The organism is Billgrantia sp. NRB1, from assembly GCF_056921725.1.
The window spans coordinates 3,580,001-3,595,416 of the sequence record NZ_CM167783.1 but is presented as its reverse complement, the minus strand read 5'-3'; the positions used below and the strand labels follow the sequence as shown (position 1 = coordinate 3,595,416).

Sequence of the window (15,416 nt, the reverse complement as noted above, 5' to 3'; positions counted from 1 at the left end):
CACGTTCAGATGATGGCGTGGCGCACCCGGGCGGAGATCCACTCCGAAGCCAGCACGGTGACGAAGATCATCACGAAGATCACGCTGACCTGATTCCAGGCCAGGCTGTTGATGGCGGCGTTGAGCTGCAGCCCGATGCCGCCTGCCCCCACCAGCCCCAGCACCGTGGACTCGCGAATGTTGATATCCCAGCGGTAGACGCTGATGCCGGCGAAGGCGGGCATCACCTGGGGAAGCACCCCGTAGCTCATCACCTGCAGGCGGCCGGCGCCGGTGGCGCTGATCGCCTCCACCGGGGTGGGGTGGATCTCCTCGATGGCCTCATAGAGCAACTTGCCGATAAAGCCGATGGAGCGCAGGGCGATGGCGATGATGCCGGCCAGCACCCCCGGCCCCAGGATGGTGACCAGCAGCATGGCCCAGATCAGCGAGTTGATGGAGCGCGACGAGACGATGATCACCAGGGCGGCGCTGCGCACCAGGGGGTGGGGCGTGGTGTTGCGGGCGGCCAGAAAGGCCACCGGAAAGGCCATGGCGATGCCCAGCAGGGTGCCCAGGGTGGCAATGTTGAGGGTGTCCCACATCGGCTTCCAGAGCCGGTGGGCGATCTCCCACTGGGGCGGCAGCATGCGGCTGATGAGATCGCTGCCCTGGCGGCCGGCGTCCTCCACGAAGACCCACATGGTGTTGTCGGAGATCAGCTTCCAGCAGAGCAGGAACAGGCAGGCGCCGGCCAGCCAGGCCAGATAGCCCAGCCACTGGGCGCGGGTCGTGCGCAGGCGCCAGGTGGGCGTGCCCTGCGGCGTCGTTGAAACGGGCATGGATCATTCCTTTCAGGCAAAGGCAATGAGCGAGCGGAATGAAGCGCAAGGCGCTCGAAGCGCAAGAACCGGAGCATATGAGGGATATGTGAGGATTCTGAGCATTCGAGCAACACAGCGATTCGTACGCGCAGTCATTGCATTACTGGGTCCAGCGGCGGATGTGGCTCGAGGAGTACTCACACAGCAGCACGATGGCGATGATGATCAGCAGTATCGCGGCCGAAGTGTCGTACTCGTAGCGGCTGATGGAGGTGTTCAGGGTGGCGCCGATGCCGCCGGCCCCGACGATGCCGATCACCGCCGACTCGCGGAAGTTGATGTCCAGCCGGTACATGGAGAGCCCGATCAGCCGCGGCATCACCTGGGGCTGCACGGCGTGGTTCATGGTCTGCCACCAGCTCGCACCGGTGGCGCGCACCGCCTCCACCTGGCGCCAGTCCAGGTCTTCGATGTCCTCGGCGAGCAGCTTGGCCATGAACCCAATGGTGGCGAAGGCCAGGGTGATCATGCCGGCCAGGGGGCCGAAGCCGAACATCACCACGAAGAGGATGGCGATGATGATCTCCTGGAAGGTGCGCGACACCGTGATGATGCCCCGGCACAGGTAATAGATCGGCCAGGGTGCGATATTGCGCGCCGCGCCTAGCCCCACTGGAACGGCCAGGGCCACGCCGATCACCGTGGAGGTGAGCGTCATGGTGAGGCTCTCGAGGATGCCGTCGATGATGTCGCCGCGGCGGCTGACGAAATCTGGCTGAGTGAAGGCCGCCAGGAAGTTCAGCCCTCGGCTGGCGCCCTCGGCGACCCGTGCCCAGTTGACGTCGATGGTGGAAAGGGCCAGCACCAGATAGACGGCCAGGCCCACCACCAAGCCCCAGCGCAGCCTGGGGTTCTCGATCAACGGCAGGCGCCGCCAGCGGCCCGCCTGCGCCAGTGTCTGACGGCTCATGAGGTGCCCCCGGTGGCCAGGGTCAACTGGGGAGAGGGGGTGGGCTCGGCAGCGGGCTCGCTCGGGGATTCCTCCTCCTGGACCCGGGTATCCCACTCCTCCTCGCCATAGATGGTGGTGAGGGTGTCGGCGTCGAGCTCGCCGGGCCTGCCGTCGAAGACGATCTCGCCGGCGCGCAGCCCCACGATGCGGTCGGCGAACTGCTGGGCCAGTGCCACGTCGTGGATATTGATGATGGCGGCCAGCTCCCGCTCGGCGCACAGCTCGCGAATCAGTCGCATGATCTGTCGGGAGGTCTTGGGATCGAGGCTCGCCGTGGGTTCATCCACCAGCAGCAGCCTGGGACGCTGGATCAGCGCCCGGGCGATGCCCACCCGCTGGCGTTGGCCGCCGGAGAGGGCGTCGGCGCGCTTGTCCAGGGCGTGGGGCAGGCCCACCCGCTCCAGCAGGCGAAACGCCTCGGCGACGTCATCGGCGGGGTAGCGGCGCAGGAAGCTGCGCCAGAAGCCCACGTAGCCCAGCCGGCCGGAGAGCACGTTCTCCATCACCGTGAGGCGATCCACCAGGGCGTACTCCTGGAAGATCATCGCCATGGCGCGGCGCGCCCGGCGCAGGGTGTTGCCGGAAAGCCGGGTCAGTTCGGTCTCCTCCAGGCGGATACTGCCGCTGGTAGGCTCCACCAGGCGATTGACGCAGCGGATCAGGGTGCTCTTGCCGGCCCCGGAGGGGCCGATCAGCGCCATCACCTGACCGCGGGGCAGCGTCAGCTCGATGTCGGTCAGGGCACGGTCCCCGGTGGGGTAGCGCTTGTTGACCTGGGAAAGCGTCAGCATGGTCGGGTCTCCCTTACATGCGCACGGGCCCGGAGAGCGAGGCCCTCCTGGCCCGTGCTGGATCAGTGGTACGAGGTGGGGATCAGTCGCAGTCGTAGGTCACGCCGTTGGCCTCGGCGATGGTGCGAATCACCGACCAGTGCTCTTCGTAGGTGACCGGAATGAACTGAGACTCACCGTTGTTGGCAAACTCGGCTTCGAGCGGGGTGCCCGCCCAGTCGTAGCTGAAGAAGGCCTGCTGAATCGCCTCCTGAAGCTCCGGATGCAGGTTGTGGGCGGTGCCGTAGGCAGTGGTGGGGAAGGTCTCGGAGGTGTAGATGACCTCGTAGTCGCCTTCGTTGATCACGCCACGGGCCTGCATGCGGCCGGACACCGAGTTGGCGATGGCCGCCGCCTCGTAGTCCTTGTTGATGACGCCGAGGATGGAGTTATCGTGGGAGCCGGAGAAAGCAGTCTCGAAGTCCTCATCGGCCTCCATGCCGTACTCGGAGCGCAGCAGCGCCGAGGGAGCGCGGAAGCCGGAGTTGGAGGTGGGCGAGGTGAAGGCGAGCTGGCGACCGGCCAGATCCTCCATTTGCTCGATGCCGCTGCCCGGATAGGTGATGATCTCCATCTCGTAGCCGAAGCTGCCGTCTTCCCCGGCCATGATGGCGAAGGGGCGGAAGCCGCCGCAGTTCACCGCGACCGGCACGCCCCCGGTGTTGAAGCCGGCCACATGAAGACGACCGGCGCGCAGCGCCTCCTGCTGGGCGGCGTTGGACTGCACCGGGAAGAACTGCACCCGTTTGCCCGTCGCCTCGGCGAGATGATCGAGGAAGTCGGCCCAAACGTCGGCATAGACGCTCGGATCTTCCACCGGGGTGTAGGCGAACACCAGCGTAGCCGGGTCGACCCAGCGGGACTCATCGCTGGGAATGTCGGCGACCATGTCGCCGTCGGCGTCGGTGTAGCGCTGTGAAAGATCGGCGCTGGCGGAGAAGCTGGCGGCGGCGAACAGGCCAGCCACGGTGCTGGCCAGCAGGGTGCGATTCAGGGTCGAAACGGTCATGGTGGCTCCAGGTCGTGATAACGGTACTGGGTGAAGCGGAATCGGCCCCTACTTTCGCCTGGGATCATGACAGTCAGCAGTCGATGGCATGACGGAGCGGTTAAGAGCTGATGAAGCGTTGGTGGCAGCCCCGAAGGGGCCTTGGCGGAGATGCTGCGGTAGAGCGCGGTCGGCTCGGCGGCCTGGGGCCCCATGAGAACCCGGGGCGACGGCTGCCACGGCGCGTGATAGCGTGTAGTGCTCACTCGATACATCGGCAGGAAAACCATGTCCCTCGAAAGCGCGCTCCTCTATCTCGTGGCCATCTTCGTGTTTGCCGTGACCCCCGGTCCTGGGGTCTTCGCCCTGCTGGCCCGAGGCATGGCATCCGGAGCGCGAGCCTGCCTGCCTCTGGCGCTGGGCATGACCTTGAGCGATCTGATCTACCTGGTGCTGGCTTTCTACGGCCTGGCGGCCATCGCCGAGAATTGGAGCGAGGCCTTCACGGTGATCCGCTACCTTGGCGCCGCCTACCTGCTCTACCTGGGCTGGAAGATGTGGACCGCCCCGGTACGGGCCGAGCCCCTGGACCCGGAGCAGCGGCGAGTCGATGCCATGAAAGGCGTGTTGCAAGGCTTTCTGATCTCCGCCTCCAACCCCAAGGTGATTCTCTTCTACATCGCCTTCCTGCCCACCTTCATCGACCTCACCGCCCTGAGCGGCGGCGACATGGGGCTGGTGGTCGGCCTCACCTTCCTCGGGCTGATGGCAGGCCTGATGCTGGTGGCTTCCGGCGCCTCCAGCGCGCGGCGTTTCCTGCAGACCGAGCGCGCCATGAAGGGCGCCAACCGCTCCGCCGGCTCGTTGATGGCCGCCGCCGGCGCCTTCCTGATCGCCAAGGGGTAGGGCCGGTTGTGCCAACCCACCCGGTTGGCCACGAAAAGCCCCAGCACCGACGGCGAGGCACCGCTGCGCATCGGCGGGGCTAGTCTCTTGCCCCACGAATATGAGAAAACTCGAGATTCGGCCGGGCAGATCGAAGAAATCTTTAGTACGCTGAGAGTTACTCGATGTGGCCAGATGGGCTATCGATCTCGTCTTGATGGCTCGATGTAGGCAACTGGCTACCGGAAAGGGTCAGCATGAAGGGCAGCGAGCGGCTCGAATGCGCTATTCGGTGGCTCCCCCCACTGTAGGAGGTCGCTTTAGCGCGCGACCAGCGGCGGTTGAGCTGGCCAGATGAAGGCACTGAGTATCGAAAACCGCCGGCGTGAGGGAGGAGAAGGGCAGAAAACGACCCATAGCGGCCATGGAGTCAAAGGCAGCATGCTCGTTCATCCGGTATCAGACCGTGCGGAATAATATCTGTTAGCCCCTTACGTAACATCAGGAACTGGAATGCCCTGGACTTCAGACCATATAAAATGGCTCGTCGACACCGGCGAACGAGTGACGACTTCCGACGGCAAGGAGGTGGAAGTCTGGGATTTCCGTCATGATAACGACGAGGACGTGCTATCCGCTTGGGCGAAACATTTCCGGAATCACTATTGCCTGGATACTGAGATTGATTTCCTCCGTGGAAAACGTCCGCGCCCGGATTACCTCACCAATATAAAGTTCCCATGCAAAAAATCCAAACTTGGCCCAGGGATCCGAGCGGGTGACTTTGGGGAAATTCTGGTTTCCGATTACCTTCAATGGCTGCTCGGTTACTGGGTGCCCAGGGTACGATGGTCATCGAAGGTTGTTCGAGATGAATCGCCCAAGGGTAGCGATGTCATTGGATTCCGCTTTCACAAAGAAGAAGGTGAACCCTCCTCAAAGGATGTGTTGTTTGTCTTTGAATCAAAAACAAAGTTCTCTGCCTCTAAGGTCAATCGTTTGCAGGATGCTATTAACGATTCCGCCAAGGATCATATTCGAATAGATGAATCTCTTAACTTTATCAAGCAAAAGCTTTTTGAAAAAAAGAAAATCGAACAGGCCCAAAGAGTCGAGAGATTTCAAAGCCCCGTAGATATGCCCTACAAGGAAACCTTCGGTGCTGCGGCTATCATCTCTGATGAATATTTCGTCGCTGATGAATTGGCCTCTGCGGACTGCAGTAAGATTCCCAAGTCAGCGAAGTCCAGCGAGTTCTTTCTCCATCCAAACAGTGACAGCCTTGTCCTATTAGTTATCAAGGGGCCCGGCATGATGGATCTTGTCCATGAGCTCTACAGGAGGGCTGCGGATGAGGCCTGAACAGAAATCCCAACTCCTCCTAGGCATCACCCGGTCAAAGGCAAAGATGCTAGAGTATGGCATCCCGGAGGAGCATCACATCAAAATTAATCAAGATCCGGCCAAGCTCTTCACTATATCGATCGGTCTTTTGGGCGACCTTGCCGCCGCTATCAATCGAAAGGAGACAGATTCAGGATCTCTCTCGGAGTTGAAATCCAATCTGCTTTTTTCTGCCCATTTCTTTGACTCATACTTACAGTCAAAGCTGAACGAGACGCTAGACCCATACCTCTTACTTGTTGGCGCGTCGTCTTACTATCTTTGCGATTTGCCTGGAAGCGCCTCCGTACTGGCCTGGAATGCCGATGCGGATTTTCCAGATCTAGATGCTATGGGTCTCGAAAATCTGATTTTTTGGATGTTGCGAGGAGAGATATCTACGGATTTTGGTGGCGCGGAGGGAAAGCTCGGAGATTATATCGACGTTATTTTTAAAGCATTGGTACGGTTTGTCAGCAATGGCACCGGTGAAGACGATCTCCTAGATCAGCTCAGAAAGCTCAGAGTTGCTGTTTACGATTTTGGTACACCTAGACAGCTTTTGCTTGGCGATATTGCAGCAGCTTTGGTTAGGAAAAAAATTATTAACTCTTGCTGGAATGCCCTTCCATTATATTCCGGGCTCTCTAGGGAAAAGTGGCGATTGGCGATTGAAAAGAGTTCGTTTATCAAAGAACTATGGCCAGCACAACATCTTTTGGGCAGAGCAGAAATCCTGAAAGGAAGGTCTGCTATCGTACAAATGCCTACCAGTGCCGGAAAAACAAAGGCAACGGAGCTTATCCTTCGGAGCGCGTTTCTGGCAGGCCGCGTGTCTCTGGCCATCATCATCGCTCCGTTCCGGGCGCTGTGTCATGAGATCAAGAACAGCCTCGTCGGTGCATTCCACAGTGAACACACCAAGGTGGATGAGTTATCCGATGCCCTGCAGACCGACTTCGAGATTGCCGAGCTCTTGGGGCACCAGCAGATCCTGGTCGTAACCCCAGAGAAGCTGCTCTACGTCCTCCGGCACGCTCCGGAGCTAGCTGCCCATGTTGGCCTGCTGGTCTTTGATGAAGGCCACCAGTTCGACAGCGGCACCCGAGGCATCACATACGAGCTGCTCCTAACATCGCTGCGCTCCATGATTCCCAATGGATCCCAGAAAGTGCTGATTTCAGCTGTTATCAGCAATGCCGAGGCTGTCGGAGAATGGCTGAACGGTGAGCCTAATGTCGTCGAAGGCACAACTCTGATTCCGACTTTTAGGTCGGTTGGGTTCGCGAGCTGGCTCGATCAATTGGGAAGAATCGAGTATGTTGACAGCCGAGACGCCGAACAAAACGAGTTCTTCGTTCCAAGGGTTATTGAAAGGTTCAATCTCGGAAGGAAGAAGCGGGAAAGGAAGGACCGTTTGTTTCCTGAAAAGACTGACGGGCAGGCTATCGCACTTTACCTCGGTCTGAAATTGGTGCCGAATGGTAGTATTGCTGTTTTCTGTGGAAGGAAGTCGACAGCGGCCGGCGTCTGCGAAAAGGCCGTCGATATTATAGAGCGAGGCGCACCTTTGTCCCTGCCGTCAGATTTTTCAGACGCACAGGAAGTTGAGAGGCTGACACATCTGCATGTAGAGAATCTTGGCGCTGACGCTCCGGTGTCTCAGAGCGCAGCATACGGAATTTTTTCTCATCATGGAAATACGCCGCATGGTATCCGTTTGGCGGTGGAGCATGCAATGCGTGACGACCTTGTGCGATTCGTCGTTTGCACATCCACCTTAGCGCAGGGCGTAAATCTTCCCATTCGATACCTCATCGTGACCAGTGTCTACCAAGGCATGGAACGCATCAAGGTTCGAGATTTCCACAATCTCATTGGCCGAGCGGGTCGAGCCGGTATGCATACCGAAGGCAGTATCCTGTTTGCAGATCCGGTGATCTATGACAAGCGGAAGGCCCGTAACGATAAATGGCGCTGGGATCAGGTGAAAGAACTTCTCGAACCTCGCAACTCTGAGCCATGCATCAGCAATCTTCTATCGATCTTCGACCCCATTAAGAGTGAAGACGAGAAATACACAATCACTATGGAGGCTCTGGATTTCGCTAAGGCCTACATCAACGACCCTGATGAAGTTGCCAGCCTGGCTGCTGGGATAGCCGAACGACATGGAGATAAAAGATTCTCAAGAAGTGGTGTCGAGAGGCAAGTCGCTTGGAGAATCAGCCTCATATGTGCCGTGGAGAGCTTTCTTTTATCCCATTGGGATGAATCGGAGAATGGTCTTTCGGAAGCCGATGTGTTCCACCTGGCCGAAGGGACGCTGGCTTTCTTCTTGGCTGATGATCAGAAAAAGGAGTATCTCCGCGAGTTATTTAAGCTTCTCGCTGAGAACATCTCGGTAAAAATTACTGATCCAGATCGCCGTAAAATCTACGGCAGGACGCTTTACGGAATTCAGGATGCCCAAGCTATTGAGGGATGGGTCAAGTCCAACGCTGACAGTCTGCTTTCGATTGTTGATGAAACAGAAGCGCTCGATATTGTCTGGCCATTGCTTACACAGCATATCAATGGTGGTGTGTTTACCAAGTTTGATAAACCGGAGGTGCTCAACGAAATCGCTCATGAATGGATCAATGGAAAGCCCTTCTGGGATCTCCTAGCAATTATACGTAAGCGAAAAGCCAAGATGATCTGGGGCACCCGCCGTAGGGAATTCAAGATCGATCATATCGTGGACGTCTGTGAAGGGACGCTCGCTTATGACGGTGCGCTTGCTGTAGGTGCTGTGTGTGAGTTCATTGAAACACTCAACCAAGATGGCACTGGCGAGCTAGTCACTCGCCTTCAGCTTTTTCAAAAGCGCCTCAAATATGGCTTGCCCACGGAAACTACCATTGCCCTTTATGAGCTTGGCTTTTCGGACCGTGTCATCGTTCAGGACCTTGCCGCATCCTTAAACCTAGAAGCGACTCAAAAGAATGATCTTGTGAAGGCGCTGAAACAAGACATGGACGGAGCTAGTGCGGTGGTGGAGAAATACCCAAGCTATTTTCAGGTGCGAATGGATGAACTGTTGGTCTAAAAAATCGCTGCACTGGATTTTTTACTCCATTTTGCTCCGTAAAAGCCAGTGAGCTCAAGCATTACATCAGCACATCCTAAATTTCCGCTTCTGGCTGAATTCAGACATGCGAGAAGGGCGGCTGGAGAGGCGGTTTTTTAAAATTTATGATTCGCATATTTAATATTGGTGGTGATTAATGAAAAGCAGCGGCAAGTGGAAAGATAAATTGCTTTCGTCAAGTTTTCCTCTTGAGTACGAAGCCATGAAAATCTTGGTCGAAAAGGGTTTTAGTGTTTCATCTGATTTTAGTTACTCTCGGTTGGATGGAGATATCATAAAAGACTTTTCTGTTGACATAGAAGCCCTGGCATTTACTCCCTTTGAGGACCAAAATGATATAACAAGCACAGTTAGGCTGCTCGTCGAGTGCAAATATAGGAAAGATGGTATTGCCTGGATTTTTTTGCCAGACCCAAATGACGCTAGTTTTTCACCATTTACCATGGGGCACACTATCAGAGCTGTTGATTGCTTTTCAAGAGATATATTGAGCCCGAATAGCATGGTTTCATTTGATGGTGGTGAAGATGTGGTTTTCTGCTTTAAAGGTGTTGAGGTAGATACTGTAAATCCATCTGCCCATGACGCACAAATAAAGCATGGGGTAAATCAGCTCCACTATGCTCTACCAGTCATGCTGGAAAAAGAGATTAACAATAATTCCTGTCCCCAGCCGGGCCCAGCTAGACCTTTTTTTATCGTCCCAATACTTTTGACAAACGCAGAATTATATGTTGCTGAAGATGGGTTTTCAATGCGTTTGGTTAAGGAGGCTGGCTCTTTAGATAATATTGCCTTTCGAGCTCCATATGTGGTTACATATAATGATATTAGTCCAGATTTTGAAAGTCACTGCGCCGCAATTTTTGAAGACGGATTTTTCTTTGATGCTGAGTATTTAAGTGAAATTGGAAACTATCGCTCATCTAAAGGCGAATACGAGAACTGCCTCCCGCTGAATGTTATAGAGTCACTTGAGTCGAACAGGATGTTTGAGCTGAAAAGGTATTTCACGCAGTATATTGTTTGTAACTGGGATAGCTTTCCTGAGCTTGTTGATGACATTAAAAACACAGTTTTAACTGCGATTAAAGATGTTGATAGAGGAAACGGTTAAATTCTAGATTTTTTTACCCATGGTGATATTAGTTTCATCTAAAATTCCTGGGCGTCCGCTTCTGGCCGAAAGCCGGCATCTTCTCGTGCTTCCAAGGTAGGCACTTGCCCCTATTGCGAAGTGACTCTCTGCATGGCGACCCCGGCTATACGTCAACGGTGGTCTCCGACGCGACTCCAGCCTCCACTGCACGGCCATCGCAGACGCGGTTGCGTCCATTCGCCTTGGCCTGGTAGAGCCGTTCATCGGCGATTCGGCTGAGGGTATCCAGGTCCATTCCATCGGGGCCGTATTCGGCGACGCCGATGCTGACGGTGAGTTTCAGTGTCTTGTCCCGATGTTCGATGGCCAGCTGCTCCACGCCTTGCCGAAGCGCCTCGGCCACGGTGACAGCGCGTTTGCCATCGGTGTTGTTCAGCAGGACCAGGAATTCCTCGCCGCCAAAGCGTGAGACCAGGTCGATCTCCCGCAGGCGCTCGCGCAGCAGGCGGGCGAAGGCGACCAGCACTCTGTCGCCGGCCTCATGACCGTGCTCGTCGTTGATCCGCTTGAAGCGATCCAGATCCAGCATCAGCACCGACAGCGGGGTCCCGTGGCGCTGCGCCTGTGCCCGTTCCCATTCGAAGACATCGTTGAGCCGCATGCGATTGGCCAGCCCGGTCAGCGGGTCGACCGTCGCCAGGCGCATCAACGTTTTCTCGGAGCGTTCACGGGTGCGTTCGTAGAAGTGTGACATGCCCAGGGTGGTCAGCGCGGCGATGACGGCGTTGGCCAGCACCTCCACTCGAACGAGTTCGGGGTGGCCGCCAAAGCGGTACAGATAGATGACGCCGCCAACCCCCATATAGCCCAGTGAGAGCCACAGTCCCAGCCGGGAGCCGAGCAGGAGATGGGTGACAAGCGGGATGATCAGCAGCCAGATGAAGGCGTAGGGCGAGATTTCCGGGCGGCTTAGCAGCAGGATCGTGGCGGACAGCAACACCAGCATGAAGCCCAGACACCAGGCCTGAACCCGCTGCGTGCGCCGAACCACGACCAGTAGGCCGGCGGCGAAGGCGGCAAGGGCTACCTGGATCCAGGCGACCAGGATCATGTCGTCAGGAAAGTTGAGGGCCGCAAAGCCGAGGGCGCTGACGATGGTGACCAGCAGCATTGCCTGCAGCACCGCCCGGCGGTGGCCTTGATCCGCTTGATAAGGATGCATGCACGGGTCCTTGTCTCGTCTATGCACGCTCCTCGGAGTGATCCATGACTCCCGTGCATGATGCGCGCTGTCCCTATCGCGATGACATAGGATTCATTATTGCTCGGGTGTCATTCAACACCATGATGTAACGCAAGCAAATGTTGACTTTCGGCCGGGACAGCTGCCTGGGCAGGCAAGCGGCGATGCCGGATCCAGGGGCGCCGATGACAAACGGGACGCTGCTAGATAACCGCGGCGCCGATGATCCGCCACTCCCAGAGCTGCAGGCTCACCAGCAGCAGGGCCAGGGAAAAGAGGCTGAAATGCAGCCGCCGCCACAGGCCCCAGCCGGAGCCGCGCCAGGCGGGCCATAGTGCCGCCAGCATGAGCAGGGCGGCCCCCGCCACCAGCCAGCCGGCATAGTGGAGCAGGAACATGCCGGTGTCCGGGTAGTGTTCGGTCATGCGGCTCAGGTCGAAGTCCGCCATCCCCATGGCCAGCAGGATCAGGGCGGTGATGAAAAGGCCCAGGGCGCCAACGGCAGCGATGGCAAGGGTGCCGGCGATCCTTGCCGGCCGCGTGCCGCCACCCCCGCGGCCGACACGTCGCCAGGCCCCGAGCAGGGTGGTCAGGCCGAACAGGGTGGCCAGGCCGACCGTCGTCACGAGAGTAATGGGGTGCTGCCAGATGTCGACCCGCTCCAGCGTATGCACCCCCATGGCGTCGGCCAGTGCGACTACCTCGCCATCGGCATTGCGCAGCACGGCGACACGCCCGCCCCGGGCGTTCTCGAAGACATCGGTGGCGCCCTCGAGGCGGCGGTAGTAGTCGCTGCCCTCCATGGGGTGGCTGAGCGTGAAGCCGTCGCGGGAGACGGGGGACAGCCGGGTGACGTTGAACGCCCCCAGCACGGCGGCAAAGGTGGAGAAGACGCGGCGGTTGTTCCGGTAGCTGCCGGCCAGCTCGGCCAGGGCCTCCGGATCGTCGTCTTCGATGAGCAGCGGCACCGGGTCGGTGCCCGTCAGGTGGTCGATCAGCAGGGTCGGCAGCTGGGCGATCGGTACCATGGTGTGGGTGCTGTTCTGCGACACGAACACGCCCAGGTCCAGTTCCGGCACCAGCACCAGATTGGTCAAGAAGGCGGCGGTACCGCCTCCATGGCCCAGGGTGCGAAGGCCGCGATGGGGCATGTCCTGCCAGCCGTGGGCTACATCGGCGGCGTCGGGGCGGTCATCATAGGCGCGCTGCCACATCTGCGCATGGGTCTCCGGGGACAGCAGCCGGATGCCGTCGAGCTCGCCGCCATTGAGGTGAAAGCGCATCCAGCGTGCCATGTCCGTGGCGGTGGAGGCCATGCCGCCCACCGGCCAGTAGGCGCCGAGCTGCAGATTGTCCTGCCGGCCGAGACCGCCGTGGCGGGGGCGATAGCCGGTGGCGAGTCGCTCTCGCCTTGCCGCCTCCATGTGACGCGGAGCCTGCCAGGTGGTGTTCTGCATGCCCAGGGGGGTGAGCAGCTCCCGCTGGAGGAAGTCCCCGTAGGCCAGGCCGGAGACGTCCTCGACCACCTGTGCGGCAAGCCCGGTCCCCCAGTTCGAGTAGGCGGTCCGCGCCCCGGGCAGGTAGACCCGCTTCGGCTGATGGGCGGTGAGCAGCGCCGCCAGGCGGCGCGGGTCATCGTCGGCCACAGTGAACAGTTGCAGCGTGTCCTCGAAGCCGGCCCGGTGCGCCATCAGGTGGCGCAGGGTGACCGGCTTCCCGAAGGCGGCGTCGACCTCGACCTCGTGGAGGTAGGCGTTGACGTCGGTGTCCAGGTCCAGTTCGCCGCGTTCGACGAGCAGCATCACGGCGGTCCAGAGGAAGGTCTTGGACACGGAGCCGATCCGGAACAGGGTGGTATCCGGGTCGACCGGTCGAGCCGTCGCCAGATCCGCCTGCCCATAGCCCCCGGCGACGTGCAGGGTGTCATCGAGCACCACGGCCAGCGTGACCCCGGCCAGGCCATGCTCCCGCCGCAGGCTGCCCAGGGCACCCTCCACCAGGGCTGTCAGGGTTGGATCGGCCGCTCGGGCCGGGGCGGAGGCGAGCTCGCCGATCGTCAACGCTTCGGGGCGGGTGTCAGCCGCCGCCGGCATGGGGCCTGACGTCGGCCCTGTGCTTTCCGCCCAGGCCAGGGAGGCGAGTCCCAACAGGATCAAGACGAGCAGCAGGCGTCGGCAGTCCATCGCGTCACTCCCAGGGCGGGCCGTTCTGGCTGAGCTTACAACAGGTCCGGCCACTGCGCTGTTACGGGTGGCGTCTTGCTTGACATGTCACTGAAAGGTGACTTATAAAGTCACCACTAGGTGACATAGCCCCTGAGTGCTCACAGTCGCCGATAGCGACGGACGGAAGCCGGGAGAGAACGATGGTGCGGGACAAAGAGCAGACCAGGCAGAAGCTGATCGAAGCGGTGGGCACGGCGCTTTCCGAGCAAGGCTTCCAGGGGCTCGGGGTGAACGCCGTGGCGCGGGCGGCGGGGGTCGACAAGGTGTTGATCTACCGCTACTTCGGCGGGTTGTCGGAGCTGCTCGAGGCATACGGCGAGAGCCAGGGGTTCTGGCCCAGTCGGGAGGAGGTGCTGAGTCGGGAGGTGGCCGACATCAAGGCGCTGCCCAAGGCCGAACGTGTCGAGACGGTGCTGCTGGGGCTACTCGACGCGCTGCGTCAGCGCCCCCAGACCATCGAGGTGCTGGCCTGGGAGGCGGTGCAGCAGAGCCCGCTGACGCAAAGACTGGCCGAGCGCCGCGAGGCCTGGAGCCGCGAGATCCTCGCCGAGCTGTTCGAAGATGCAGGCCCCGAGGACCGGCCGCTGCTGACCCTGGCCAGTCTGCTGGTGGCGGGCTTCCAGTATCTGCTGATCCGGGCGCGTCGAGGCGGCGTATACGGCGGCATCGCGCTGGATTCCGAGGCGGGTTGGGCCGAGGTGCGCGATGCCATTCGCAGGGCGTGTCGTGCCGGCTGAGGCAAACTGACACGAGTGGCGAGAGGAGGTCGAGACGATGAACAGACGACAGTCTCTGGGCGGGGCGGGGCGGGGGCGGTGACCCTCTTGCAGGTGGGCGGCGGCGTCTGGCGGGCCACGGATCAGAGTGTGTTCCGCGGCGTGCAGGGAGATGCCTACACGCCCTGGCATGACTGGCGGGAAGCCGACGGCACGCCCCTGGCGCTGGTCAAGGCGGGAATCCTCGCTGCCAATCCCCACAATACCCAGCCCTGGGCGTTCGAGATCAGCGAGGAGCGCATCGTTCTCTATGCGGACCGGAGCCGCCATCTCGGCAGCTTCGATCCCTACCGGCGCGAGATGTATCTGGGGCTGGGCTGCGCCCTGGAAAACATGCTGCAGGCCGCGGGGCCGAACGGCTATGCGGCTTCGCTCGCCGTAGCGTCCGGCGACTTATCGCTCGAACCGCCCCACGATGGGCTGGTCCAGGTGGCGGAGCTGGGCATTGCGCCGGCTGCCAGGCGTGAGCTGGCGGCGCTGCTGCCCGGGGAACGGCGGCGCCCGACCTTCGCCTTCCGGGTGGGAGTGGCCGAATCGTCGGCGCGGCCAAGCCCCCGACGCAGCGTCGCCAACACGCTGGTCGATGACGACATGCCATCGATCGGGAGGGCGAGCGCATGAAGGTTCTGATGCTCAAGGCCCTGGCGCTGTTCGGTGCGCTGCTGCTGGTGGTGATCGCACTGGGGGTGATCGCCGACATCCGCAGCTTCGACGAGACGCGGGGTGGCTACGAGCCCCCCTATACCGGCTACACCGGCGAGCCCATCGACTGGGGCCGGCTCGATCGCGGCCCGGAGGGCTTCGTCAAGCGCGGCCATGTGATCGACGTGCTGGTCAACTGCGAGACCGGCATGATCAGCCTCTCGGTGTTTGGCCTCGAATGGCAGTGGCGCCAAGTGTCGCCACGGGCCCTGGCGGTGCACCGCCCACGCGAAGCCTGCCAGCAGGCCGGCTATGTAACGCGCTTCTGAGGCGGCGCCTACACTCGGAAGAGTGACAACGCAGGACAATGGCAGCCGAACCGGCTGGAGGCGTCGAC

General features: G+C 60.0%; 13 protein-coding genes. 7 read left to right on the top strand and 6 right to left on the bottom strand.

Annotation, left to right across the window (positions count from 1 at the left end):
* Positions 1-5 precede the first annotated feature (5 nt).
* From phnE (ACZIYR_RS16340) to phnD, 4 genes are all read right to left on the bottom strand, one after another.
* Positions 6-821: a phosphonate ABC transporter, permease protein PhnE gene (gene phnE / locus ACZIYR_RS16340; protein ID WP_483527434.1), complete on the bottom strand. Its 816-nt coding sequence runs from the start codon at positions 819-821 to the stop codon at positions 6-8.
* Between the two features lie 142 nt (positions 822-963).
* Entirely contained in the window at positions 964-1,773 is an 810-nt protein-coding gene (gene phnE, locus ACZIYR_RS16335) for a phosphonate ABC transporter, permease protein PhnE (protein ID WP_473034817.1), read from the bottom strand.
* Complete coding sequence (gene phnC / locus ACZIYR_RS16330) at positions 1,770-2,606, bottom strand: phosphonate ABC transporter ATP-binding protein (RefSeq protein ID WP_483527433.1); 837 nt, start codon at positions 2,604-2,606, stop codon at positions 1,770-1,772. Before phnC ends, phnE (ACZIYR_RS16335) begins: the two co-directional genes overlap by 4 nt.
* 82 nt (positions 2,607-2,688) lie before the next feature.
* Positions 2,689-3,654 carry a phosphate/phosphite/phosphonate ABC transporter substrate-binding protein gene (gene phnD / locus ACZIYR_RS16325; RefSeq protein WP_473034815.1) on the bottom strand — a complete coding sequence of 322 codons (966 nt, stop codon included), beginning with the start codon at positions 3,652-3,654 and terminating at the stop codon, positions 2,689-2,691.
* Positions 3,655-3,921: 267 nt separating this feature from the next.
* On the opposite strand from phnD, the gene ACZIYR_RS16320 reads away from it, so the two are divergent.
* The 4 genes from ACZIYR_RS16320 to ACZIYR_RS16305 all read left to right on the top strand — a co-directional run bounded on the left by ACZIYR_RS16320 (position 3,922) and on the right by ACZIYR_RS16305 (position 10,151).
* Entirely contained in the window at positions 3,922-4,539 is a 618-nt protein-coding gene (locus ACZIYR_RS16320) for a LysE family translocator (protein ID WP_473034814.1), read from the top strand.
* A 492-nt stretch (positions 4,540-5,031) separates the two neighbouring features.
* Positions 5,032-5,880 carry a Hachiman antiphage defense system protein HamA gene (locus ACZIYR_RS16315; RefSeq protein ID WP_483527432.1) on the top strand — a complete coding sequence of 283 codons (849 nt, stop codon included), beginning with the start codon at positions 5,032-5,034 and terminating at the stop codon, positions 5,878-5,880.
* Positions 5,870-8,992 carry a DEAD/DEAH box helicase gene (locus ACZIYR_RS16310; RefSeq protein WP_483527431.1) on the top strand — a complete coding sequence of 1,041 codons (3,123 nt, stop codon included), beginning with the start codon at positions 5,870-5,872 and terminating at the stop codon, positions 8,990-8,992. Before ACZIYR_RS16315 ends, ACZIYR_RS16310 begins: the two co-directional genes overlap by 11 nt.
* A 178-nt stretch (positions 8,993-9,170) precedes the next feature.
* Positions 9,171-10,151, top strand: coding sequence for a hypothetical protein (locus ACZIYR_RS16305; protein ID WP_483527430.1), 981 nt, complete (start codon positions 9,171-9,173; stop codon positions 10,149-10,151).
* A 145-nt stretch (positions 10,152-10,296) separates the two neighbouring features.
* On the opposite strand, the gene ACZIYR_RS16300 is transcribed toward ACZIYR_RS16305, so the two are convergent.
* Complete coding sequence (locus tag ACZIYR_RS16300; RefSeq protein WP_483527429.1) at positions 10,297-11,355, bottom strand: GGDEF domain-containing protein; 1,059 nt, start codon at positions 11,353-11,355, stop codon at positions 10,297-10,299.
* 224 nt (positions 11,356-11,579) lie between these two features.
* Entirely contained in the window at positions 11,580-13,559 is a 1,980-nt protein-coding gene (locus tag ACZIYR_RS16295; RefSeq protein WP_483527428.1) for a serine hydrolase domain-containing protein, read from the bottom strand.
* A gap of 182 nt (positions 13,560-13,741) precedes the next feature.
* Between ACZIYR_RS16295 and ACZIYR_RS16290 the strand changes: the two genes are divergently transcribed.
* The 3 genes from ACZIYR_RS16290 (at position 13,742) to ACZIYR_RS16280 (ending at position 15,348) form a co-directional block, all read left to right on the top strand.
* Positions 13,742-14,338 (top strand): TetR/AcrR family transcriptional regulator, encoded by a 597-nt coding sequence (locus ACZIYR_RS16290; protein WP_483527427.1) that lies wholly within the window; start codon positions 13,742-13,744, stop codon positions 14,336-14,338.
* 78 nt (positions 14,339-14,416) lie between these two features.
* The gene (locus ACZIYR_RS16285; protein WP_483527426.1) at positions 14,417-14,998 is read left to right on the top strand and encodes a hypothetical protein; all 582 of its coding nucleotides are present in this window, start codon (positions 14,417-14,419) and stop codon (positions 14,996-14,998) included.
* Positions 14,995-15,348 carry a hypothetical protein gene (locus tag ACZIYR_RS16280; RefSeq protein ID WP_483527425.1) on the top strand — a complete coding sequence of 118 codons (354 nt, stop codon included), beginning with the start codon at positions 14,995-14,997 and terminating at the stop codon, positions 15,346-15,348. Before ACZIYR_RS16285 ends, ACZIYR_RS16280 begins: the two co-directional genes overlap by 4 nt.
* The last annotated feature ends 68 nt before the right edge of the window (positions 15,349-15,416 follow it).